Below are 22,145 nucleotides of genomic sequence, written 5' to 3'. Positions count from 1 at the left end.
AGTAACTTATTATGAATGTAAAACAAGAGCCGCAGTTTAACCCGAAAAGGCTAAGGGAGGCACGTTTAGTACGGGGAATGACAATTAGTGACCTTGCAGAAAAAATTGGGATATCGAAACAAGCGATATCCCAATTTGAACTGGGAGAGCATTCACCAAAGCACGAGACAGTGCTGGCGTTAATCAATACACTTAAATTCCCAAAAAACTTCTTTTACCGTGAGTTCAAAGAACAATATGTTGGTAACACATTTTTTCGTGCAAATGCTACAGCTACAAAGAAGAGTAAAGAAGTTCAATTTCAAAAAACATTGTTAGCGGGGTATATCTATGAATATTTATCCGAGTATATCGAATTCCCTGAGCTAAACGTGCCTGATAGTTCCCTTTGCCTTAATTCAGAGTGGAATAATAATTCGATTGAGCAATTAGCCGAACAAGTTCGAAAACATTGGGACCTGGGCGATAAACCAATCACGAATATTGTCCACTTATTGGAGAGAAATGGAGTCATTGTGTTTTCAGTAGATACTGATAGTGAAAAGGTCGATGCTTTTTGCCAGCACCGAAAAGGTAGACCTTTTATTTTTCTTGGTAATGATAAGCAATCCGCATTCAGACGGCAATTCGATGGTGCTCATGAATTAGGACACATATTGATGCACAAGGAAATCGATAATCAAGACGTACTTAGCCGAATTGAATTTAAAGAAATGGAGAATCAAGCAAATCGGTTTGCATCAGCATTGTTGTTGCCAGCCGAGGCATTTGCAAAGACAGTAACCTCAACATCATTGTTACATTTTGTGGAGCTGAAGAAATATTGGAATGTTTCAATTGCCGCTATGTTGTACAGGTGTTTAGATTTAAAGCTAATTGATGAGAGTAAATACACATCACTTGTTAAACAAATGTCCATGAAAAAGATGAGGACAAAAGAGCCACTCGATGATGTCTTTCCTCTACAGGAACCTGTAGTTTTAAGGAAAAGCATCTTAATGCTATTGGAGAACAAAATCAAAAATGAATTGCAGTTAATACAAGAGATATCCGTACCACAAGAATACATCGAAATGCTCTGCAATCTTGACCAAGGTACTCTAAACTATAAAGAACCTGAGCCTACTATAAGGTTGATAAAGAGATGATTAAGACCGATAAGAAGCTCCAGTTCAAACCTGAACGGAGCTTCTTACATATTATCGTTTCCAAGGATTATGTTTGAATATTTTGGTGAAGCAGGTGGATGAATTTGCTCTCAATCGAAGAATATATTGCCCGAAGGAAGAAAGAAGATCAATTGAACGAATTCAGTCTTGCAAACCGCATGGAAAATATGAAGACCTGTGTTAACTATGTATTTGAGTATTTCAATCAATACCTGAATACAACCAAGTTGGATGAGCAGACTGTTTTGAATAATGAGCGGCTCGAAAAGTATAGGAATAGTATTTCACATTATGATGAGGAGATCCAGGATTGGCTGGTTCATATTTATAACGAGTACAATAAGAAATTGGATCGGGCGATTATAAACTTTCTCAAAAAAGACGAGCTGTTTTACCTATATTGTTCAGATAGTGAATTCAGAAGCTCGTCATATGAATGCTATGCTCAATTAGTGAAAAAGAATCCTTTTCTGAAAGATCAAACAGAAATGCTATTTTCTTTTATAAAGGATTATCATCAGATTCATTGCCAGCCTAATTATAGCAATGAATTATTGATCTCCGATGAAGTGGATCAATGGGTTGAAAAAACGTGGCAGAAGTATAAGGTTGATATTTTGGCATTTTGTAGTGATTGGGTTCATCGCTTTTATGACGATAAAGATAGTTGGCCAGTAAGCCATAGAATAAAGAGCGATGTTCCGTATTGGAAATATGATTATGATTACAAGCAGAAAAGCAACTTGTTTAATCTGAATTCGCTCTACCGAAGAATATCTGATAAACCATTTATTAAAGGAAAGAAGCAACACCTCGAAGCCATTATGATGTATTTTTGGCTTCATAATATAGAAGGGGACGAAGAAAATTACTGGCAAGAATATATGAGTAAAATTTCTGCTCGCTCATTTCAGCTTGCCAATTAAGCACTTGAACGATGGGTTCAATGTTTACCAGGGGTGGTTACTCTGAAGCTAACTGGACTTAAAGAATTGTACACTGATATGAAGGCAAAAGGGATCAAAAGATATAAGTTTGCGTTTACCTATAACAAGGTCGGTTTCGATATTTTCTTTTTTACTGATGAAATCCCATTTAAGTTGATGTTTGGGGTTAAGGCTCATAACTTTTACTTTGAGGTCAATGTGAACAACGGATTTATCATTGATACCAATATAGGAGATAAATATACTCAGTTGCGTAAGATACTTGGGTTACAGTATGATCCCGATAATCCATTCAAAACTTTCTACTTTTTCACTGAATTCAATAAAAGGATTCCTCAGTTCGCAAATGTTAAAAATACTCCTGAACCATCAGATATTGCATCTTATCGGAAAGACATAGAAGAATCTGACAAAATATATTTCATGGGTTGGAGAGATAACGAGAAGCGTGGAGATAAAGTCAGTTCCGAGAACCTTTATAAAACAAGATTGTTATTAGATTATGAGGCGTATTTGATATGCAAGAGAAAAAATATCAGTAGCCGTTGGACGCACGATAAGAGTTTAGCTCAAAAATTTCATTTGCCAGATTAACAGCCTGCAAAAAAAGTGGGGCAAAGCTGGAATGGAAAGGGTATTGAGGATGGATAAATGGATTGGTGTAATTGTATTGGTGTTTGTTAGCGTAATCGGTCTGGTCCGATTGATTCTTGGGGCGAAAGCATTTAATGAAAAAAGAAACTTCTCCATTGATTTTTTCAATAATTATAGGGAATTTGCCAACGGACTAATGAATCAGACATTTGATGGAGAGAAGTATCAGTGGTTAAAACTTAATAGTTCGAAAATGCAGATTATAATGGGTGATTACGGAATAGCTTCCACGTATAAACCTGCTGGAGCCAATTATATGATTAGGAATTATCAAATGATTGTCAATGGTATTTCCGAAATAAAGGAAACCTACTTGAGGATGGATCATGGGTTTGGGTTGAGTTTCGAAATCAGAATGTTACGTGAATTAATTGGAGCAATCGATGATGTGTTATTAACCTATGTCGGTTCTCTTGATAGTAATAGAGAAAGTCGAATGAGGGATATAAAAAATCCATTTGTATGGTTTCGAGAAGGAGTCCGATTTATTGTCACATTTCCAATATATCTTATGCATTGGTCTGGTCTTATTCAGTACACGACATACTACAGTTTTTCGAATAACATAATAGTAAAGTTTATTACTTTCATTATTGGGATAATAGCTTTCATTAGCTCAATAGTCACAATAGTAACGGGATACACTCCGTTCATAAAAATTATTGACGACTTCATACAGAGTAAGGGATCTTGAAAAAACAAAAAAATAGGTAAATTTATTAATGAGACACCAGTTGCTCTGCCCATCATGTCAAAGTTCCTTTCTATGTAACCTCCTTGAACTCTGTGAAAAATAAATTAAAGCTGAAGTTTAGAGTGAAAAGGTATTGGAAATGATTGTGAATGGTTTGGGGTTTCAAAGACTTTTCACGACTGATCCAATATGAGACATAGGAGGTTTTGCAATGTCAAAGGACAGCAATCAATCCAGCACGGTCGCACTGGGAATGATAGAAACTTACGAAGCAAAAGTAGCTCTTGAGGCCCTTGAAAGGGGAGGAAGAAATAAAAATCTTCATGGCGTTGTTCATGAGATATTGGTCAAGGATAAGCTAAATGCTAATCCAAAGAATATATTATCAGGGGCGACAGCTCATTTGACACAATCTACTACAGCAGTTAGGGATGATATCGTAGTAAAGCAGGCAGGACAAGTTGTAAAAAGACTCCAAGTAAAAGATACAGCACAATCTATCAGTAAGACAGTTAAACAGGTTGCTGAAGGAGAGTATAACGGTACGAATCTGGTCGGAACAAAAGAAACTGCGGAAGCGTTTAATAAGGCAGCAAAGAGTGCTGGGCTAAACAAAACCATGCAATCTTCAGGATTTTCTTCAACGGATACCACTCGAATTGCTGGAAAGGCATTAGGAAAAATGCCCACTTCCTCTACGGTCGCTTCCGTGGCAAGAAGTGCTGGTATTGCTGGTGCGGCTATTTCAGCAGGATTTACAGCAATATCGTCAGGAAGCGATTGGCTTGATGAAAAAATCTCTACGTCGGAATACGTTGGGAAAGTGGCTAACGAGGGGGTAGGCGGAGGAATCTCAGCCGCCGCTGGAGCAGGTGCGGCAACGATAGCAACGGGTGTGGCGGCGACTGCATTAGCGAGTGTTTCAGCTCCAGTGTGGGTTCCGTTAGCAGTGGGTACTGTTGTTGCGGTTGGTGTTGGTTCAGTTGTAAAAGGGATATGGGATTTCTTTATGGATTAGAATGTGAAATAAAGGGACAGCCTGATTTTTTTGATGGCTGTCCGTTTTATTCTTGCAAATTTTAAATTGAAATGGCGATTTTACAGAAAAAAAGGAGAATGATATGATGACAGCGAATCGGTAATAGTATGGAATTATGTAGAAAAGGAAGTTCAAGATGACGGAATATTATCTCTATTTGGATGAAAGTACAACTCATAATCCAGGGTTTTTAAATCCTGTTTTTTGCTTAGCAGGTATCGTTGTAAAGAAAGATGACTATCATTTGGTACAACAAGGTTTAGACAAAATAAAACAGCAAATATGGTATGACCTATCGAATCCTTTAGACCTTGTACTGCATGAAAAAGAAGTGCGGGAAGCCCAAAACAGGATGGTTGATAGAAGCAAAATTAAGTCACATTACTTGAGATTCCGAAGTAATAGTTACTCAAGAATGCTTTATAGCGAACTTGATACTTTGTTGAAAAATATACCATGTAATGTTTTGGGTGCGGTTATTCGAATGGATGATTTAGATCAGCACTTTAAGAAAGACATTCAATCGGATTACTATTTGTCCGCAATGCAAATTGTGATGGAGAACTTTTGTCAATTCCTGATCAATGCTGGTGGAATCGGGCATATTCTTATTGAATCCAGGTCACATCAGGATAAACAAGTTCGTCTAAGGTACAACCACATTAAAGCAATGGGTTCAATGTTTGTAAATCCATTCGCCATGCAAACCTTACTCAAGGATATTGACTTTCCGAGTAAAACCGAAAATATTGCAGGGTTGCAAATTGCAGATTTTGTTCCAAACCCGTTTGCAAGAAATGCACTTGGGAATAAACAGCCTCAATTTAACATTTACCAAGCTCTTCGGCCGTTAAGGTACGATGGTGGTTTGGGGAAATTTGATCGTTTTGGCATGAAGATTATGCCTTAATACGTTGTTGACAGATGGGGAAGTCATGGTATAATATCACTCAGAAGGGATTGAGGAACGTTGCAGTAGTCTGCACATGATTCAGTTCATGGAAACAAATGATCTTGTTCTTATACATAGTTCATTTGTTCATCGTTCACGGGCAAGCCTTTCTTTTTTCTTTGTATAAACTGTTCTGTAATAACATAAAATGCTAATGGGTTTGAGGAGCGGAGCAATTTGCTCATGATTTGGTTCATGAGGGTATTAATTACCCCGCCGCTTACGTGCAACCCAAAAAAATCGTCTTCAATACGAAGGCGGTTTTTTTAATTCCTCTCCCCATTGTTCCTTATCCCTACTATGTAGAAAGCAATCAAAGTCATCTCAAAGCATAAACAGTCGTACTAAAGCTTAAATAGTCGTGCTACGAGCCGAGCGAGAAGCGGGGATCGACTCCTGTTTTCCTCGGCTTTTTTCTCTGCTTCAAAAGGGTCGCAAGACCCGAAAATGCAAGGGAAAGCGGTTGACGGGGAGGGAGGAGAAATGCAAGCGTGGCAAGGGCTTCGGACGTTTTTCTTCTGTTTTTTCTCGATCATTTCCTCCGATGTTTCATCCGATTAACTCTGGTCCATCCCTGTCTTTTCTCCTGCCTTTAACACGACTATAATTGCTTTTTTGACCCCGATTTTCTCCTCCTGGATCCTGTTTTTGCCCTGTTTCTTCTTACGACTATAATTGCTTCGGGATTTTGGTTGGAGAGGGCGTAGAGAGGCTGTGAAGCCTTGCGGCTGTAAGGCGGAGTGGGAGCGGGCGAAAGATGACATGGGCGAGATGACTATTTTTGATTCTGACATTATAGCGTAACGTGCTGGGTTGGAAGCATCTTAATTACTAAGGGTTAATCAAAACAGAAGGAAATAGCGGACTATACGTCATGGATGACAGGGAATTTCCCACTCGTTTAGGATAAAATGCCAATGTCTTCTGATGCGAAAAAAGCAGTTTGCCTAATGGCATCTGCTTTTTTTGAGATTTGAACGGCTACAGGAGTATGCTCATCAATGTCCTATCCATATTCCGCAAATACCTTTAATAGCAATCCATAGCAAATTGTCCCTAGTAGTTTTACATGAGATAGATTTAACGACGTTACCATACATTTCAAATAAAAATGTTGACAAAGTGGGTGAATGGTGATAAATTTGCTTGAAAATACAGAATTTTAATGGAGGGATCAGAATGCAACAAACCCAAAGCCAGCCTTGGATCAACGTGGGTACACTGATGTCGATCCAAGAGAAAGGCCATAAGGTAATCCATGGTGGGATCGCCGTGTTTTATCATGAGGAACAGGTATATGCGGTAGACAATCGCTGTCCGCACATGGGATTTCCCCTGCATATGGGGAGCTTGTGCGACGGGATACTCACCTGTCATTGGCATCATGCGCGCTTTGATGTCTGCAGCGGCGGAACGTTGGATCCGTGGGCGGACGATGTCCCATCCTATGAAGTGAAAATGGAAAATGGAGTCGTTTGGGTGAATCCGCATCCAAAACAGACAAACAGCATAGAAAAATACAAACTTCGGTTGCAAGAAGGGCTGGAGCAAAATCTCGGACTCGTGATTGCCAAAGCTGTCGTCGGATTGGTGGAGGCCGGCGTTTCAGCCGGGGAAATCATGCAGGTCGGCATCAAATTCGGCACCGCGCACGGAAGAGGGTGGGATTCGGGGCTCACCATCCTTACCGCGATGGCCAATGTGCTGCCGAAGCTAGACAAAGTAGGAACGATCCTCGCTCTTTATCAAGGGCTGCTTCACGTGGCTCGCAACAGATCCGGTGCAGCAGCGCGGCATCTGCTAAAGCCGCTGCCGGGGGCCGAAGTGCCGTTGGAACGGCTGACGGAATGGTACCGCAACTGTATCGAGGTCCGCGACACACAAGGGGCGGAAAGAGTGTTGCTCACGGCGATTCGGCAGGGGGCTTCCCTGGAGCAGCTTTCGGAGATGATGTTGCTGGCGGTGACGGACCACTTTTATTTGGACGGCGGCCATACGTTCGATTTCCACAATAAAGCTTTTGAAGCGATTGGCCTTATCGGCGAAGAGCACACCGAGCAGACGCTGACCTCGCTTGTTCGGCTCCTCGCCAATCCGACCCGGAGCGAGGAACTTCATCAATGGCAGTCACCAGTAAATCTAGTCGTTCCACTGAAGGAAGCTTTCGCCCAGTTGGATAGCCTTCCTCTGGCAGAGTCCTGTGCAGACATTTCCGCAGCAGACGAGAAGAAAATTGTGGAACAGCTTTTAAGCGACGAGCCTCTTAAAACGGTGATCCTTGTGACGGAGCTTTTGAAATCAGGTGCACATCCGGCTCAACTGGCCCAACTGGTTGCTTTGGCTGCGGCGGAGCGAATCGTTCGTTTCCATACCCAGAACGATTTCGGGGATTGGCTCTCCGTTTTGCATACCTTTACCTATGCCCACGCCGTGCATGAGCGTCTGCGTCGCTCGACCCATCCGCTGCTCATCCGCGCGATCTACCACGGGGTAATCAGAATTTATTTGGATCGTTTTTTGAATATCCCTGCGGCCCAACGCCCGGATGGCTCGGCTGTACCAGCCGTCGACACTTCTCGCCCAGAGCGGCTGCTGGAAATTTTGGATCAACGCCAGCAGGTGAAAGAAGCGGCGCAGTGGACAGCCGGCTACCTACACGCCGGCGGCGACCCTGACGCCCTGCTTAATACGTTGGGCCATGCGCTTTTACGCGAAGACGCCGAATTTCATTCGTTTCAAATGTACGAAGCGGCGGTAGCCGAGTATGATCGCTGGGCAATGCGTAGCGACGCTTTTGCCACTCATGCTGGCGAAACGATGCTTCTGGCGGCAACCCGCTATTTGGCGGCCCACGCGCCTACCCCTCGCGAACAGCCGCATATCGCCCGAATAGCCACTCGGCTGCACCGGGGCGAACGGCTGTTTGAAGAGGCGTAATCTTGAAGCAAAACTCTGAGTGAAGAGATGACTTCCTGGTCATCTCTTTTGCTGTCAAGGAAAGGAGCGCGGCCATTTACATGATGGAGAATAAGCGAAAACATGGGTCAGAGTGAAATATTTTCGAACCCCCAAAAATAAAAGGAACCCGCCCTCCCAAGTAGAACAGTAATAAAACACCCTCATCCCCACAACCACAAAACCGCAGGAGGTAACGATGAACGAGAAGGATTGCTTAATGTTAACGTACATATACGAAGCACAGAACCTCACGAGGGCAGCAGAACTTCTCCATATCACACCACCAGCGTTGACCTATCGGCTGCAGCAGCTTGAGAAGGAGTTTGGGGTTCACATTATTTCGAAAAACGGGCGGAGCATAGAGTTTACCCCGGAGGGCAGGTATCTCGTTCAGTTTGCCAAAAAAACGTTGGCGGAGCTGAGAAAAGCGAGGGACTATGTGCTGAACATGGGCAGCGAGCCGCAGGGGACGTTGCGGTTGGGCGTTTCGCGCGTCATTGCTCATTACAAGCTTCCGCCGATCTTGAAAGAGTTCCTCAAGCTGTATCCCAAGGTCGAGATCAACGTCAACACGGGGATCAGCGACGAGATTTACGATTTGCTGCGAAATGAGGACATTCATGTTGGCATCGTGAGAGGGAACTATACTTGGTCGGAAAAGAAGTACCTGGTAAAAGAAGAGAACGTCTATTTGATCTCCAAAGAGAACATTCAGCTTGCGGATTTGCCGAAAATTCCGCGGATCAACTATAAAAACAACATCGACTTTAACGACGATATCAATAAATGGTGGTATGAACGATTCGCGGAACCGCCACTGATTTCGATGCAGGTCGATTCTTTTGAAATTTGCAGAGAGATGGTCAAAAACGAACTGGGCTATGCGATTATTCCAGACTGCTTTCTGCGCGCAGAAGACCTACTGCAAACGAAAGAACTGGTTTACAAAAGCGGGGAGGCGATTACAGTCAAAACGTGGATCATGTATCGGGAATCGGCGACCCAACTGGCAGTCGTCGATAAGTTTATCGAATACATCACTTCGTTTAACATGATGGATTATTCCTAGCGTTTTTTTGTCAGCAGTGCACTGGGCACTGTTTTTTTATTTGCGATACTTAAAAATTTTTTTCAATTAACAACAAAAATATAAAATATACTTTAATAATCTGCCGTGCTATTTTGATGGTACAGAATTTTATAAAAATTTGACAAGGAGTTGACCTGGCTTACCGACCCACCCACGTACAAAAAAGAGACTCAGCCGAAACAATGTGTAAGGAGAGAACCAGATGTCAGAGCAGGCGAAGAATACGTACAAGTGTCAATCATCCGCATCATTTCCGTTTTTCCGTTTTCGCGGGACGCATCGGCAGATCGGGCAACAGTTTGGGGAAGCCTGTGCGAGCTTGATCGAAAAGCATCTCGACTACGCCAAGGAGCGTCTGGATCGCAGGTTTCAGATTTCTGCCCGCCAGCTTGAAGAGGCGGTGCTGCAATATCGGCCGTATGTGCAAAAATACGCTCCCTTCTTCGATGAAGAGGTAATGGGGATTGCCGAAGGGGCGGGCATCGCCGTCGAAGAGGCTTACTTGCTGCAATTGCGGGCGGAGATCAACAGCTATTTCAAAGCGCAAAATGAATGCACGACCTTTGCGGTTTTGGCGGAAGCGACTTCCAACGGCGTGCCGTTGATCGGGCAAAACTGCGATCTTCCTGCTTTTTATTCCGAATTGGGGGTGGTCGTCGAAATCGTTCCGGACAAGGGACCAGCCACTCTCATGCTGACCACCGCCGGCCAGGTTTCGTATGTCGGCATTAACAATCGGGGCATGGGCGTTTTTGCAAACTTTTTGACCTGTGATGGATGGCGCGCAGGCTTCCCGCGCTACATGTATTCCCGGCTGGCCCTGACTGCGGCCGCGCTGGTAGAGGCGATTCAACTCGTTCGCCGCATTCATCGGGCGTCCTCGCGAAACCTGATTATGATGGACAAACACGGCGCTGTTGACTTGGAAAACACGCCGACGCGCGAGGTCATCATTCGGCCGGAAAACGGCTTGCTCGCCCATTCCAACCACTATACGGCAGCAGAGTTAGTGGACGAGGAACGTTTGCACGGGGTAGAGCTGGTAAATTCACGGATTCGGCTTGAGCGCATGCAGCGTTTGTTGCAGGAGAATCACGGCAAGCTGAATGTCGCGGTCATGCAGGACATTTTACGCGATCGCCATACGTATCCGCATTGTCTGTGCCAGGTTCCAGGCGACGAGGCAGTCCAATCTCCCGGAGACAACGGGGCAGACATCATCACGTTTGCTTCGGTCATTGCGGAACCGATAGAAGGGAACTTGTGGGTCGCCATCGGGCCGCCCAATCAGTACGAATACAAGCGTTACTCGTTTTCTGAATAGGGAATGAAGTTGGCGCTATCAAAAGGGGGATCATTGAAGATGAAAAGTCCGAGTCTGGCAAAAAAGCTCTGCCTGCTTTTGCTCGCTTTTTCCTTGGCGGGCTGTGGAGCGCAAACGGCGCAAAACGAAGGAGCGAAGACCGAAACAAAGACAGAAGCAAAGCCTGCGGCAGATGCCAAGGCGGGGGGCGAGTTGAAGGTGGCCTACCAGGCACAGCCTCAGACGCTTGACCCGCATGTGACGACATCCCAGGCGTCGGCAACCATTGGCAGAAATGTCTTTGAAACATTGGTCACGGTAGATTCGCGCTATCAAATCAAGCCGATGCTCGCTGATTCCTGGGAGCAGAGCGAGGATGGGAAGACGATTACGTTTCGGCTGCGAAAAGGGGTTCGTTTTCACAATGGAAAAGAGCTGACGGCAGATGATGTCGTCGCTTCGATGAACCGCTGGATCACGACGGCCAGTGCGGGTAAGGATCATTTCAAAGACGCCCGGTTTGAAGCAAAGGACGCCCATACTGCTGTGCTGCATTTGCAGCAGCCGACTGCGACTGCCATGCCTGTGCTTGCTTATTTGGGCGGGAACTACCCGGCCATTATGCCGAAGGAGATCATTGAGACAGCCGATCCGAAGGGCGTAAAAGATTACGTAGGAACAGGGCCATTCCAGTTCAAGGAGTGGAAGCAGGATCAGTATATTCATCTGGCCAAGTACCCGGATTATGCGCCGCGGGAGGAAGCGGCTGACGGTCTGGCAGGAAAACGGGAAGCTTTGGTGGACGATTTGTACTTCCAGTTTACCCCGGACGCATCTACACAGGTGGCGGGCTTACTGTCGGGGGAATACGACGTGGCGGCTGACGTCTCCTATGATAATGTCGAGCGGCTGGAGACGGATTCCAACATCAAGATCGAGGTTGCCCCAACGGGAATGCTGACGCTTTACTTCAACAAAAAGAAAGGCTTGTTTACAAATGCAAAGGCGCGGCAAGCGATCGGTGCGGGGATAGATGCGGAGTCGATCCTGATCGGTGCCTATACGAATGAAAAGTACTACAAACTGAACCATAGCATGATGATGTACTATCAGTTGGGACAATGGTCGAGCGATGCCGGAAAAGAGCTTTACAACCAGAACAATCCAGAGAAGGCCAAGCAAATGCTGGCCGAAGCGGGGTATAAAGGGGACGAAATCAAAATCGTCACCAGCCGCGATTACGAAGATATGTACAACGGAGCGGTCGCCTTCCAGCAGCAGCTAGAAAAAATGGGCGTGAAAACGAAGCTAGAAGTGTACGATTGGCCGACCTTCACCGAGCTGCGAAACGATGAAAACAAATTCGACATCTTGGTCATTACCAACACGCCGAAGCCGGAGCCAAGCTCACTCGCCTTTATGCGCAAAGATTTTCCGGGCTGGACGGACAGCCCTGAGCTTGACAAGCTGCTGGCAAGTTTTCGGGGAGCAGCAAATCTGGAACAAGCAAAAGCCGTCTACGATGAACTGCAAAAATGGTTCTACGAATATGTGCCGGTCGTGAAAATAGGGGATGGCAACAGCGTTTCCGCAACCCAGATTTCTGTGAAAAACATGACATGGCTGGACGGACTGATCTTTTGGAACGTATCCAACCAGAAATAAAGCGGCTTCCACCCATTTGCTGTTGAAATGGGTGGATCGTTTTTGGAAGGTTCTGATAAAAGGAGGGTGAACGTTGAACATTTATTTGGCAAAAAGGCTATTCGCCCTTATTCCTGTGCTTTTTGTCGTCTCGCTCGTCATTTTTCTGATAATCCACATCACGCCTGGCGATCCGGCTACGGTCATGCTCGGAGAATCGGCCACCGCCCAAGACATTGAGGCATTGCGCGAGCAGCTTGGCCTGAACTTGCCGTTGTACCAGCAATACACGGAGTGGCTGATGAAAGTGTTCCGCGGCGATTTGGGAGAGTCGTATTTTATGAAGGAAACCGTCTTGCAGTCGATTTTGAGCCATTTGTCGCCGACGATTTCCTTGGCGATTCTCGCCCAGATTGTGGCGCTCGCCATTGCGATTCCGATCGGGATCAAGGCGGCGATTCGGCGCGGGACGGCGACTGACCAGACGATCATGGGGTTTTCGCTGTTGGGTATGGCTGTACCGAGTTTTTTGTTGGCTCTCTTTCTGATTTTGCTCGTCGGCGTGAAGCTGCAATGGTTGCCTGTGGCTGGCTACAAGCCGCTTGAGATGGGCTTGTGGACACATCTGAAATATTTGATTCTCCCTTCCCTATCGCTAGGAGCGATACAGGCTGCTTTAATCACCAGGATGACGCGTTCTTCCATGCTCGAAGTGTTAAACACGAATTATATCAAAACAGCGCGGGCGAAAGGGGTAAAAGAGCGGGGCGTTATTTACAAGCATGCTTTGCGCATCGCTTTTCTGCCGATTTTGACGGTCATTGGACAAACATTCGGGGGATTGATTACGGGAGCGGTCGTGACTGAATCCATTTTCAATATTCCCGGCATCGGGCAACTGATTATTAACTCTGTGGAACGGCGGGATTACGCGGTCATTCAGGGCGTGGTGCTGTTTGTGACGACGGCTTATGTCGTTATCAACCTGATCGTGGACGTGCTGTACGGAATGATTGATCCAAGGGTGAGACTTGAGAGGAAGTAGAAAGGAGATAGCGGATGGGTGCGCTTGAAATCAACGCTGACAAGGTCGAACTTTCCCAGATCAAACAAACGCTGAAAAAGGAGCAGCGGCGACTGTTTTACCGACGTTTCCTCGCAAACAAAATGATGCTGACCGGAAGCCTCATCGTCATCCTGATGTCGGCCCTTGCGATTTTCGGGCCTTATTTGGTGTCGCATGACCCGTATGAAATGGAGCCGGCCAATCGGTTGCAGCCGCCAGGACCCGAGCATGTATTGGGGACGGATAACTTTGGGCGCGATCTGTTGACCCGGCTGATTTACGGGGCGCAAGTTTCCATCGGGGTTGGATTTTCAGTGACCATCGTATCTTCCGTCATTGGAATGGTGATCGGATTGTATGCCAGCTATTATCGCGTGCTCGATCAAATTTTGATGCGGATTTGCGACGGGTTAATGGCGATTCCGGGGATATTGCTTGCAATCGCGCTCGTCGCTGCGTTGGGTCCGCGGAAGGAAAACGTGATTATCGCGCTCGGGATCGTCTTTATCCCGTATGTCGCGAGAATTGTTCGTTCGGCAGCACTCGTTGTTCGCGAAGAAACCTATATTGAAGCGATGAAGGCACAAGGAGCGAGCGCGACACGCATAATTTGGCTGCACATCGCCCCGAATACGCTGTCGCCGCTTGTGGTTCAGGCAACCTTTGTGTTTGCGGACGCGATTATTACGGAAGCGGCGTTAAGCTTCTTGGGCGCGGGTGTCCCTACGCCAGATCCTAGCTGGGGAAACATTTTGTACGACGGAAAAATGGTCATTTTCAAAGCGTGGTGGATGACGGTGTTCCCGGGGATTCTCATTATTTTGACGGTGATGGGACTGAATTTTTGGGGAGACGGCGTTCGGGATTTGGTAGACCCGCATTCCAATCATCCATTCAAGAGAAGGAAAAAGTGAAAAGGAAAGGGGGATTTCCCGTGCAGCACCAGCCTCTTTTGGAAGTAAAAGATTTGAAGGTGCACTTTTTTACCGAGCGCGGCCGGATTACAGCGGTGGATGGCATTTCCTTTCACGTGGAAAAAGGAGAGATCGTGGGAGTTGTCGGCGAGTCAGGGTGTGGCAAAAGCGTCACGTCGCAGGCGATTCTCCGGCTGTTTGACGAACAGCATACGGCTCAGTACGAGGGGGAAATCCGCTTTAAAGGAAAGGACATGCTCGCGCTTCCGACGTCTGCCATGGAGCATATTCGCGGCAATGAAATTTCGATGATTTTTCAGGACCCGCTCAGCTCGTTAAATCCGGTATATACAATCGGCTATCAGATCGCAGAGGCCATTTTGCTGCATCAGCATGTTTCCAAAAAGGAGGCGTATGCAAAGGCTGTCGATCTGCTGCGGATGACGAGAATCCCGGCTCCGGAAAAAAGGGTGAACGAATACCCGCATCAATTGTCGGGCGGCATGCGGCAAAGGGCGATGATCGCGATGACCTTGGCCTGTCAGCCGAGCCTGCTGATTGCCGATGAACCGACAACCGCTTTGGACGTGACGATTCAAGCCCAAATTCTCGACTTGATTCTCGATTTGAACGCAACGCAGGAGATGGGAGTTATTTTTATTACGCATGACCTGGGGGTAGTCGCTGAAATTTGCGACCGTGTCGTTGTGATGTACCTGGGGCAAATCGTGGAGGAAGCCGACACGGAAACGCTGTTTGCGAACCCGTGCCACCCGTACACAAAAGGACTGATGAAGTCGATTCCGCAACTGGATGGCGATCGTTCGCAAAAGCTGCACGTCATTGAAGGGACGGTGCCTACGTTGCACAACATTCCTGTCGGCTGTCGCTTTGCCCCGCGCTGCCCGTACGCAGATGATGTCTGTCGTGAGCACGCGCCAGAGGTGAAGGCGCATGACGCACGACACAAGGTAAGATGCTGGCACTTTGAGAAAATCGCCATGGAAGAGGAGGACCGTTATGTCTCATACGGGCAGTGAAGCAAAACAACCACTCCTCGATGTACAAGGCTTGCGCAAATATTTTCCGGTCAAAGGGCCGCTTGGGGTCTTGGGCGGGGTGAAAGGGTACGTCAAAGCGGTGAACGACGTCTCTTTCCAGCTTTACGAGGGCGAGACGCTGGGCATTGTCGGGGAATCGGGCTGCGGGAAAAGCACGATGGGCCGAACGATTTTGCGCCTGACCGAGCCGACGGAAGGAAAAGCGCTTTATGACGGCGGAGACATTTTTCAACTGTCGGGAAAAGGGCTTCGGGCGATGCGAAAAGACATGCAGATGGTGTTTCAGGACCCGTTTTCCTCGTTAAATCCGCGCAAGCGCATCGGGCAAACATTGGAGGAGCCGTTGGCGATTCACGCAATCGGTTCCAGGCATGAGCGCACGGAGCGGGTCATGGAGATCATGCATAAAGTTGGCCTGCAACTGGACCACTTTTATCGCTACCCGCATGAATTTTCCGGGGGCCAGCGGCAGCGGATCGGGTTGGCGAGGGCATTGGTGGTGAATCCGAAGATTGTAATCTGCGACGAGCCTGTTTCTGCGCTGGACGTTTCGATCCAGTCGCAAATCATTAATTTGCTGCAGCAGCTTCAGGACGAGTTTCAACTGACCTATCTGTTCATTGCGCACGATATCAGCGTGGTTCGCCATATTTCTGACCGTATCGGCGTGATGTATTTGGGGCATATGGTGGAGCAGGCGCCTACGGAGAGTTTGTTTGCACAACCGTTGCATCCTTATACGCAAGCCTTGTTATCCGCCGTGCCAATCCCTAACCCGCAAAAGCGGAGAGAGCGGGTCATCCTTCGCGGAGAAATCCCCTCTCCGCTCGATCTGCCAGCCGGCTGCGTTTTTCATACCAGGTGTCCATTTGTGCAGGACGTTTGCAAGAGCATGGCTCCAGTCAAGCAAGAAGTGGCTCCCAACCATTTTGTCTCCTGCCATTTATACGGGACGGAGAGGGAATAGCACTGGCACATAATTTGTTGAAAAGGGCGAGCGTCAAAAGAAAAAAGAAGCTGGGAAAACCGATACAGGTTTCCCAGCTTCTTTGCTTTATCAGAGGCTTTTTAATGATTTTTAACGACTTCCTGCCCCCGCACATTCCACGTCAGCGCAAAAACAAGCGCAGCCACTACGCACGAAGCGGTCAGCAGCATGAATCCTGCATCCCAGCCGGAGGCGTCAACGATAACCCCCATCAAGGCGTTCGCTGTGACTGTACCGCCCAGGTAACCAAACAGACCTGTCAGGCCTGCAGCGGTTCCGGCAGCCTTTTTCGGAACAAAATCAAGGGCTTGCAAACCGATCAGCATGACTGGGCCGTAAATCAGGAAACCGATTGCGATCAGGCAAATCATATCGACCACGGAATTGCCCGCCGGATTGAACCAGTAGACCAGAACCGCGATCAATACACCGAGCATAAAGACAAACCCTGCGGGTCCACGGCGGCCCTTGAACAATTTGTCGGACAGCCAGCCGCACAGGAGCGTTCCCGGGATACCTGCCCATTCGTACAGGAAGTAGGCGACGCTCGACTTGTTCATGTCAAAGCCCTTTTCCTCGCTCAAATAGGTCGGCGCCCAGTCCAGAACGCCGTAACGGACGAAGTAGACGAAGATGTTGGCAATCGCGATGGCCCAGACCCATTTGTTGTTCAGCACGTATTTGAAAAGAATTTCTTTTGTGGACAATTCCGTTTCAAATGTTTTCTTCGTCTTGGTTGGGTAGTCATTGCGATATTCTTCAATCGGCGGCAGGCCGACTGACTGCGGAGTATCGCGAATCAGGAAATACGTAAGGAATGCCAGGACAATCGCAACGAGAGCAGGCAGGATAAAGACGCCTTCATACCCGGCAGCGGAATTACCGGAAAGTCCGGCAAATATCGCTGCACCTGCAACAGCGAGGGGGGCCATCAAGCCTCCGCCAACGTTATGGGCTACATTCCAAATCGCTGTTTTGCTTCCTCTTTCACTTACGCTAAACCAGTGGACGAGGACGCGCCCGGATGGCGGCCAGCCCATTCCCTGGAACCAACCGTTCAAAAACAGCATCACAAACATGATCGTGACGGACGAGGTGAAGAAAGGAACAACGCCCATCAGCAAACTGATAAGTGCAGAAAGAATCAAACCGGCAGGCAAGAACATTCGCGGGTTGCTTCGGTCTGAAAAAATGGCCATGACAAACTTGCTGATCCCGTAGGAAATCGAAATGGCGGATAACGCAAAACCAAGCTCTGTTTTTGTAAATCCTTCTTCGATCAAATAAGGCATGGCGAGCGAGAAGTTTTTGCGGATGAGATAGTACGCCGCATAACCAATGAAGATGCCGAGAAACACCTGAAGCCTGAGCTTTTTATACTCCGAATCAATTTGTTCAGCAGGCAATCTGTCAATAGGCGGTGCAGGCCTGAACAGTTTGAGCATCGTATTCCTCCCCCAAAGTAATGTCTGACAAAGATGGCGACACACGTAAAAAAACCCATACTTCGATGGCGCTTTCAAGAATGAAAGTGCCACAAAGTATGAGTCTCCGAGTCTCCATCATCGTTAACTTGTCGATAAGTGTATTCTATTACTCGGTGAAAACGTTGTCAACAAGGTTATTCTCAAGTGTTTTGAAAGAAACTTAACAGGAACAGCGCAGAAGTGAACAGATCACGCTCTTCGCTGCATGGAAACCGTTGATGTAGAAGGAAATCCGCTGCGAATGGTAACGAATCGCTTCGCTGTCATCCTCCCTTGGAAAGACCGCGCGAGGTTTATGCAACGCTAGTGATATGACGTGAATTGATATATCATAGTTTAGGAAGAAAAAAGGGAGATTGACCAATTTATGAGATTTCAAGTCAAGATGCTGTTCCTGTTCTCTTCTGTCATGCTTTTGTCCAACTCTCTTTTGTTCTGTTTCCTCTACACCTCTTCGTGCAAGCTGGTGCAGGATTCCTTCGGGATGCAAGCGAGACATATGGCTTTGTCCATCGTACATAATCTTGATGCGGAAAAATTCAAGAAAGTTGCGGAAAAGACGATGGAGGCAAAGGCCAAGCAGTTGGACAAGTCCACGATTTTAAAAATGCCCGAATATAAAGAGTTGCGGCATCAGCTCTGGCAACTGAAAAATCAACACGGGATTTAAATACTTGTTTACGATGGTGGAATATCGGCGCGGGCAGTATATGTATGTAGTCGAAGGATTTCCATTGGATTATCGGGGCAGGGAAGTGTCCTTGCCGACGGAGATTGAGAATAATCACTATCAGGACCTGGTGGAAGCTTTTGCGGAAAAAACGGTCAAGGTGAGTGACTTAACCTACAGCGACAAGTGGGGGGCGGCTGTTTCTACCTTTGTCCCCTTGTTTGATTCGGAGCAGAATTTTATCGGGGTCCTGGGAGTCGATGTCGACGGCACCGAGATTCATCAGCTTATGACGGAACACAGACGGCAAATCATCATCATCACGATCATTTCCACCATAGCCGGATTGCTGTTGGTATATCTCATGACCAGGTATTTGCTTACTCCTTTGCAACTGCTCATTCACAAGATCCATCGAGTGAAAGAGGGCGATTTGCGTACAAGGCTGGACTGCGAGCGCAACGATGAAATCGGCCAGCTAGCATCTGCCTTTAATGAAATGGTATCTGTCTTTTATTTCAATCAATTGAAAAAGAAGTCGGATGAATTGCAATAGAGAAATGAGTCATTACTGTATATCAATCAACTGAAAGATGAATTTTTGGCGCGGACGTCCCATGAGCTGCGCACTCCGCTGAACGGAATTATCGGGCTCAGTGAATCCATTTTGGACGGGATCGGGGGGCCGGTGTCGGGCACGACGAGAAAGAATCTGCTGATGATCTTGGCTGTGGCCAAGCGTTTAAGCAACCGGATCAACGATTTGCTGGATTACTCCAAAGTAAAAAACCGGAAAATCGAGCTGCATGCAAAGGCGGTGGACGTTTCCCGTTTGGTGGAGGAAGTGGTCGCTGTATGCCAGTCTCTCGTGGACAAAAAAGTGGAGATCAGAAACCGGATTCAAGAGCCGTTGTGGGTCACAGGGGATGAGGCAAGGATCGAGCAAATTTTGTACAACCTCGTGGGCAATGCGAGCAAGTTTACGTCAAGGGGATATGTAGAGATTGCCGCGAGACGAGCGGGGCAAGCGGTCAAAATTTCCGTAAAAGATACGGGCAAAGGAGTGCCTCCGGATCGGATCGATGCGATTTTTCAACCGTATGAGCAGGCCGCTTCACCGGAGCAGGAGGGCATCGCAGGAACCGGCTTTGGTTTGCATATCACCAAATATTTGGTTGAATTGCATGGCGGTACGATAGAGGCAGAGTCGCAGCTAGAAACAGGCTCCATTTTTTCCTTTACGCTCCCCAGCGCTGCCACAGAAGCGGATGTCTCCAACGGATTCGAATGACTGGCGGAGGTTGTGGAAGAAAGCGGCCTCGAGCATCAGGAGGACCGGATGAGCGAGAACATTTACGAAAAAAGCGTCCACATTTTGCTGGTTGAGGATGATCCCGTCAACGTTCAGGTGATTTGCAACCATTTTTCGTTGAAAGGATGGAAGGTGACGGTTGTCCAAAACGGAAAAGACGCGCTGGAAAAAATCGCAAGCCTCCCGTTTCAGGTTGTCTTGCTGACGGCCAAAAGCGGCACGAATGATGTGATCGAAGGATTTCGCTCGGGAGCAAATGATTATCTCACCAAGCCGGTTACCCGAGAGGAATTGTTCGTCCGGATCGAGGCACAGCTTACGATTGTGAGAGCGTCTGGGGAATTGACGCTTTTGAAGGAAGCGGTCCAGGCAGGCACTTCCTCTTTGCGCCACGCGGTGAAAAACGACCTGGGCGTAATCACGCTCTTTTCGGAAAAGATCAAAGAGTATGCAGAGCAGGAACAGCTCGATGCCATTATCCAGGACGCCAGTGTCATCATCAGGAAGAACAACCATTTGTTCGAGATGATGCAGAGGGTCAACCACCTGACGTCCGATATCGTGCTCAAGAAGCAGCAGGGAAACATTTGCAAATGTACTTTACGACCAAACGAAGAGAAGCCAATTGCGGGCTGGGGCTGTATTACTGCGAAAGGGTGATGTCCAAGCATGGGGGAGCTTTGCGAATCGAAAGTGTCGAAGGTTGGCTCGTTCAGAAAAACAGGCTGGAACTGATCCAGGACGTAGGCAGCCGGGATATGGACAGCAAGGATACGCTGCAAGATTTTATCCAGTGGGGCGTTGACGCCTTTCCTGCGAAAAAATACGTCCTGGTCTTTTGGGGGCATGGACTAGGGGCAGTCGATGGGTACGGCGGTGATGAAGCATACGGCCATAAAAAGATGAAGCTGCCCGTCATGCAATCCGCCCTGCATGACGCCTATCAAAAAACGGGCGTGAAATTTGATCTCATCGGTTTTGATGCCTGCAAAATGGCCGGACTGGAAATCGCCTATGCCCTCAGGCAGTACGGGGAGTACATGGTGGCGGCCGTCGATTATACCAACAAAAACGGATGGGATTACCAGGCGGTCTTTCAAACCTTGAACCAGCGTCCCGACATCAGTCCCGTCGATTTGGCAGAGGTGATTGCCGTGAGCTACCGCAACCATTCGCTGCAAAATCAGGAGGACGAGGATTTGCAGCAATCCGTAATCCGCCTCTCCAAAGTGGAGGAAGTGGTAAAAGAGGTAGACCTGTTCAGCAAAAAGCTGGTGGATCTCCTGTCGCAGCCGCAGACGTTCTCCCAGCTCGCCGATGCGAGGAACCGGGCCGAAAACTATGCGGACGAGGCAGACATGGTCGATCTTGCCGATTTCAGTGCGTATATTGGACAAACCATCCGCAACGATGAAGGCGCCGAGAAAATTGCCCGCGCCGTCGAGCAGGCAGTGGTGAGCAACATGAAATCGCCCGAGCATCCAAAAGGAAAGGGGATTTCCATTTACTTTCCCGCCGAGGACAAAGCTCGGTTTCAGGAGAAAGCGGACATCTATCAACAAATTGACTTTTCTCCCTATATACAAACAGCTCATCTCCCTGTATTCCCGGGAATTGATAAAACATGCAGCCACGGGCGGCAGCGTCAAAACAAACGAATGACAAGGAGGATTTCGATGAAGATGATGGATCGGATGGAACGATTGCAGGAGGAGCACTTTGCCATCTTGCGGACGTGGTTTCAGGATGCGGAAGTTCAGAAGAGGATGGAAGGGATGGAGCCGCTTGAGGAGTGGTACGGGTATGTGAAGGAGAACGACTCGTATTTCGTCTGGATTGCCTTTTTGGGGGAACAGCCTGTCGGAGTAGCCATGGTGGAGATCGAGGAGGAGCATGCGGGAAGCATCGGCTTGATTGTCAACCCTTCCCTGCGCCATCGCGGGTACGGAAAGGCATTGCTGCGGGAAGCGATGCAGCGCCAGGAGCTGTCTGGTGTCCAAAAGTGGATCGCAGGAATTGAAGCGGATAACGTTGCATGCCTGCGGTGCTTCGAGGCGGCCGGGTTTGCAAAGGAAGAGCCAGTGCCGGATGAAGATGGCTTTTTCCTGCTGGTTCGCCAATGAATCAGCCGCTGCGATGAAAGCGTGGTTCAAACAAAATAGGAGCCCCTGCAAGTAGACAGGAACAAGACAGTGAC

20 protein-coding genes are annotated in these 22,145 nt (G+C 47.5%); 19 read left to right on the top strand and 1 reads right to left on the bottom strand.

What is annotated here, in order from left to right; translation table 11 throughout:
• Nucleotides 1-11 precede the first annotated feature (11 nt).
• The 14 genes from M655_RS26880 to M655_RS26815 all read left to right on the top strand — a co-directional run bounded on the left by M655_RS26880 (nt 12) and on the right by M655_RS26815 (nt 16,458).
• Nucleotides 12-1,148 carry a helix-turn-helix domain-containing protein gene (locus M655_RS26880; protein WP_026558580.1) on the top strand — a complete coding sequence of 379 codons (1,137 nt, stop codon included), beginning with the start codon at nt 12-14 and terminating at the stop codon, nt 1,146-1,148.
• Between the two features lie 98 nt (nt 1,149-1,246).
• Nucleotides 1,247-2,095 carry a hypothetical protein gene (locus tag M655_RS26875; protein WP_026558579.1) on the top strand — a complete coding sequence of 283 codons (849 nt, stop codon included), beginning with the start codon at nt 1,247-1,249 and terminating at the stop codon, nt 2,093-2,095.
• Between the two features lie 78 nt (nt 2,096-2,173).
• On the top strand, nt 2,174-2,710 hold the full coding sequence (locus tag M655_RS26870; protein WP_165328968.1) for a DUF6037 family protein: 537 nt from the start codon (nt 2,174-2,176) through the stop codon (nt 2,708-2,710).
• Between the two features lie 49 nt (nt 2,711-2,759).
• On the top strand, nt 2,760-3,464 hold the full coding sequence (locus M655_RS26865; protein ID WP_227278673.1) for a hypothetical protein: 705 nt from the start codon (nt 2,760-2,762) through the stop codon (nt 3,462-3,464).
• 211 nt (nt 3,465-3,675) lie between these two features.
• The gene (locus M655_RS26860) at nt 3,676-4,482 is read left to right on the top strand and encodes a hypothetical protein (protein ID WP_005827865.1); all 807 of its coding nucleotides are present in this window, start codon (nt 3,676-3,678) and stop codon (nt 4,480-4,482) included.
• Between the two features lie 157 nt (nt 4,483-4,639).
• Nucleotides 4,640-5,413 (top strand): DUF3800 domain-containing protein, encoded by a 774-nt coding sequence (locus tag M655_RS26855; protein ID WP_026558576.1) that lies wholly within the window; start codon nt 4,640-4,642, stop codon nt 5,411-5,413.
• Between the two features lie 1,221 nt (nt 5,414-6,634).
• Nucleotides 6,635-8,392 carry a Rieske (2Fe-2S) protein gene (locus M655_RS26850; RefSeq protein ID WP_026558575.1) on the top strand — a complete coding sequence of 586 codons (1,758 nt, stop codon included), beginning with the start codon at nt 6,635-6,637 and terminating at the stop codon, nt 8,390-8,392.
• Nucleotides 8,393-8,609: 217 nt separating this feature from the next.
• Complete coding sequence (locus M655_RS26845; RefSeq protein WP_005827874.1) at nt 8,610-9,482, top strand: LysR family transcriptional regulator; 873 nt, start codon at nt 8,610-8,612, stop codon at nt 9,480-9,482.
• Between the two features lie 223 nt (nt 9,483-9,705).
• Nucleotides 9,706-10,827 (top strand): C45 family autoproteolytic acyltransferase/hydrolase, encoded by a 1,122-nt coding sequence (locus M655_RS26840; protein WP_005827876.1) that lies wholly within the window; start codon nt 9,706-9,708, stop codon nt 10,825-10,827.
• A 39-nt stretch (nt 10,828-10,866) separates the two neighbouring features.
• Nucleotides 10,867-12,471 (top strand): ABC transporter substrate-binding protein, encoded by a 1,605-nt coding sequence (locus M655_RS26835; RefSeq protein WP_025848712.1) that lies wholly within the window; start codon nt 10,867-10,869, stop codon nt 12,469-12,471.
• 73 nt (nt 12,472-12,544) lie between these two features.
• A complete protein-coding gene (locus tag M655_RS26830; RefSeq protein WP_005827881.1) occupies nt 12,545-13,495 on the top strand; it encodes an ABC transporter permease in 951 nt (316 codons plus the stop codon).
• Between the two features lie 14 nt (nt 13,496-13,509).
• The gene (locus tag M655_RS26825; RefSeq protein ID WP_005827883.1) at nt 13,510-14,430 is read left to right on the top strand and encodes an ABC transporter permease; all 921 of its coding nucleotides are present in this window, start codon (nt 13,510-13,512) and stop codon (nt 14,428-14,430) included.
• 20 nt (nt 14,431-14,450) lie between these two features.
• Nucleotides 14,451-15,470, top strand: a complete 1,020-nt coding sequence (locus M655_RS26820; protein ID WP_026558574.1) for an ABC transporter ATP-binding protein — start codon at nt 14,451-14,453, stop codon at nt 15,468-15,470.
• The gene (locus M655_RS26815; protein ID WP_005827887.1) at nt 15,451-16,458 is read left to right on the top strand and encodes an ABC transporter ATP-binding protein; all 1,008 of its coding nucleotides are present in this window, start codon (nt 15,451-15,453) and stop codon (nt 16,456-16,458) included. The genes M655_RS26820 and M655_RS26815 overlap by 20 nt, the downstream gene beginning before the upstream one ends.
• 101 nt (nt 16,459-16,559) lie before the next feature.
• On the opposite strand, the gene glpT is transcribed toward M655_RS26815, so the two are convergent.
• Complete coding sequence (gene glpT, locus M655_RS26810) at nt 16,560-17,924, bottom strand: glycerol-3-phosphate transporter (protein WP_005827889.1); 1,365 nt, start codon at nt 17,922-17,924, stop codon at nt 16,560-16,562.
• A gap of 409 nt (nt 17,925-18,333) precedes the next feature.
• Between glpT and M655_RS26805 the strand changes: the two genes are divergently transcribed.
• From M655_RS26805 to M655_RS26785, 5 genes are read left to right on the top strand one after another with little or no spacing between them, the layout of a single operon-like run.
• Nucleotides 18,334-18,636, top strand: coding sequence for a hypothetical protein (locus tag M655_RS26805; protein ID WP_026558573.1), 303 nt, complete (start codon nt 18,334-18,336; stop codon nt 18,634-18,636).
• Nucleotides 18,637-18,649: 13 nt separating this feature from the next.
• Complete coding sequence (locus M655_RS26800; RefSeq protein WP_129552149.1) at nt 18,650-19,192, top strand: HAMP domain-containing protein; 543 nt, start codon at nt 18,650-18,652, stop codon at nt 19,190-19,192.
• A 45-nt stretch (nt 19,193-19,237) separates the two neighbouring features.
• The gene (locus M655_RS26795; protein WP_026558571.1) at nt 19,238-19,927 is read left to right on the top strand and encodes a sensor histidine kinase; all 690 of its coding nucleotides are present in this window, start codon (nt 19,238-19,240) and stop codon (nt 19,925-19,927) included.
• Nucleotides 19,928-19,975: 48 nt separating this feature from the next.
• Nucleotides 19,976-20,608 carry a response regulator gene (locus M655_RS26790; protein ID WP_026558570.1) on the top strand — a complete coding sequence of 211 codons (633 nt, stop codon included), beginning with the start codon at nt 19,976-19,978 and terminating at the stop codon, nt 20,606-20,608.
• On the top strand, nt 20,542-22,071 hold the full coding sequence (locus M655_RS26785) for a GNAT family N-acetyltransferase (protein ID WP_081414817.1): 1,530 nt from the start codon (nt 20,542-20,544) through the stop codon (nt 22,069-22,071). The genes M655_RS26790 and M655_RS26785 overlap by 67 nt, the downstream gene beginning before the upstream one ends.
• Nucleotides 22,072-22,145: the final 74 nt, after the last annotated feature.

Source organism: Brevibacillus sp. NSP2.1, from assembly GCF_000470975.2.
Classification (GTDB): domain Bacteria; phylum Bacillota; class Bacilli; order Brevibacillales; family Brevibacillaceae; genus Brevibacillus; species Brevibacillus agri.
This window is presented reverse-complemented; position numbering and strand designations above follow the sequence as displayed.

Coding starts and splice junctions, on each gene's coding strand:
- M655_RS26835 (WP_025848712.1), top strand. CDS start 10,867: ATGAAAAGTCCGAGTCTGGCAAAAAAGCTCTGCCTGCTTTTGCTCGCT.
- M655_RS26800 (WP_129552149.1), top strand. CDS start 18,650: ATGGTGGAATATCGGCGCGGGCAGTATATGTATGTAGTCGAAGGATTT.
- M655_RS26825 (WP_005827883.1), top strand. CDS start 13,510: ATGGGTGCGCTTGAAATCAACGCTGACAAGGTCGAACTTTCCCAGATC.
- M655_RS26855 (WP_026558576.1), top strand. CDS start 4,640: ATGACGGAATATTATCTCTATTTGGATGAAAGTACAACTCATAATCCA.
- M655_RS26860 (WP_005827865.1), top strand. CDS start 3,676: ATGTCAAAGGACAGCAATCAATCCAGCACGGTCGCACTGGGAATGATA.
- glpT (WP_005827889.1), bottom strand. CDS start 17,924: ATGCTCAAACTGTTCAGGCCTGCACCGCCTATTGACAGATTGCCTGCT.
- M655_RS26840 (WP_005827876.1), top strand. CDS start 9,706: ATGTCAGAGCAGGCGAAGAATACGTACAAGTGTCAATCATCCGCATCA.
- M655_RS26875 (WP_026558579.1), top strand. CDS start 1,247: ATGAATTTGCTCTCAATCGAAGAATATATTGCCCGAAGGAAGAAAGAA.
- M655_RS26850 (WP_026558575.1), top strand. CDS start 6,635: ATGCAACAAACCCAAAGCCAGCCTTGGATCAACGTGGGTACACTGATG.
- M655_RS26785 (WP_081414817.1), top strand. CDS start 20,542: ATGTACTTTACGACCAAACGAAGAGAAGCCAATTGCGGGCTGGGGCTG.
- M655_RS26815 (WP_005827887.1), top strand. CDS start 15,451: ATGTCTCATACGGGCAGTGAAGCAAAACAACCACTCCTCGATGTACAA.
- M655_RS26880 (WP_026558580.1), top strand. CDS start 12: ATGAATGTAAAACAAGAGCCGCAGTTTAACCCGAAAAGGCTAAGGGAG.
- M655_RS26865 (WP_227278673.1), top strand. CDS start 2,760: ATGGATAAATGGATTGGTGTAATTGTATTGGTGTTTGTTAGCGTAATC.
- M655_RS26805 (WP_026558573.1), top strand. CDS start 18,334: ATGAGATTTCAAGTCAAGATGCTGTTCCTGTTCTCTTCTGTCATGCTT.
- M655_RS26845 (WP_005827874.1), top strand. CDS start 8,610: ATGAACGAGAAGGATTGCTTAATGTTAACGTACATATACGAAGCACAG.
- M655_RS26790 (WP_026558570.1), top strand. CDS start 19,976: ATGAGCGAGAACATTTACGAAAAAAGCGTCCACATTTTGCTGGTTGAG.
- M655_RS26870 (WP_165328968.1), top strand. CDS start 2,174: ATGAAGGCAAAAGGGATCAAAAGATATAAGTTTGCGTTTACCTATAAC.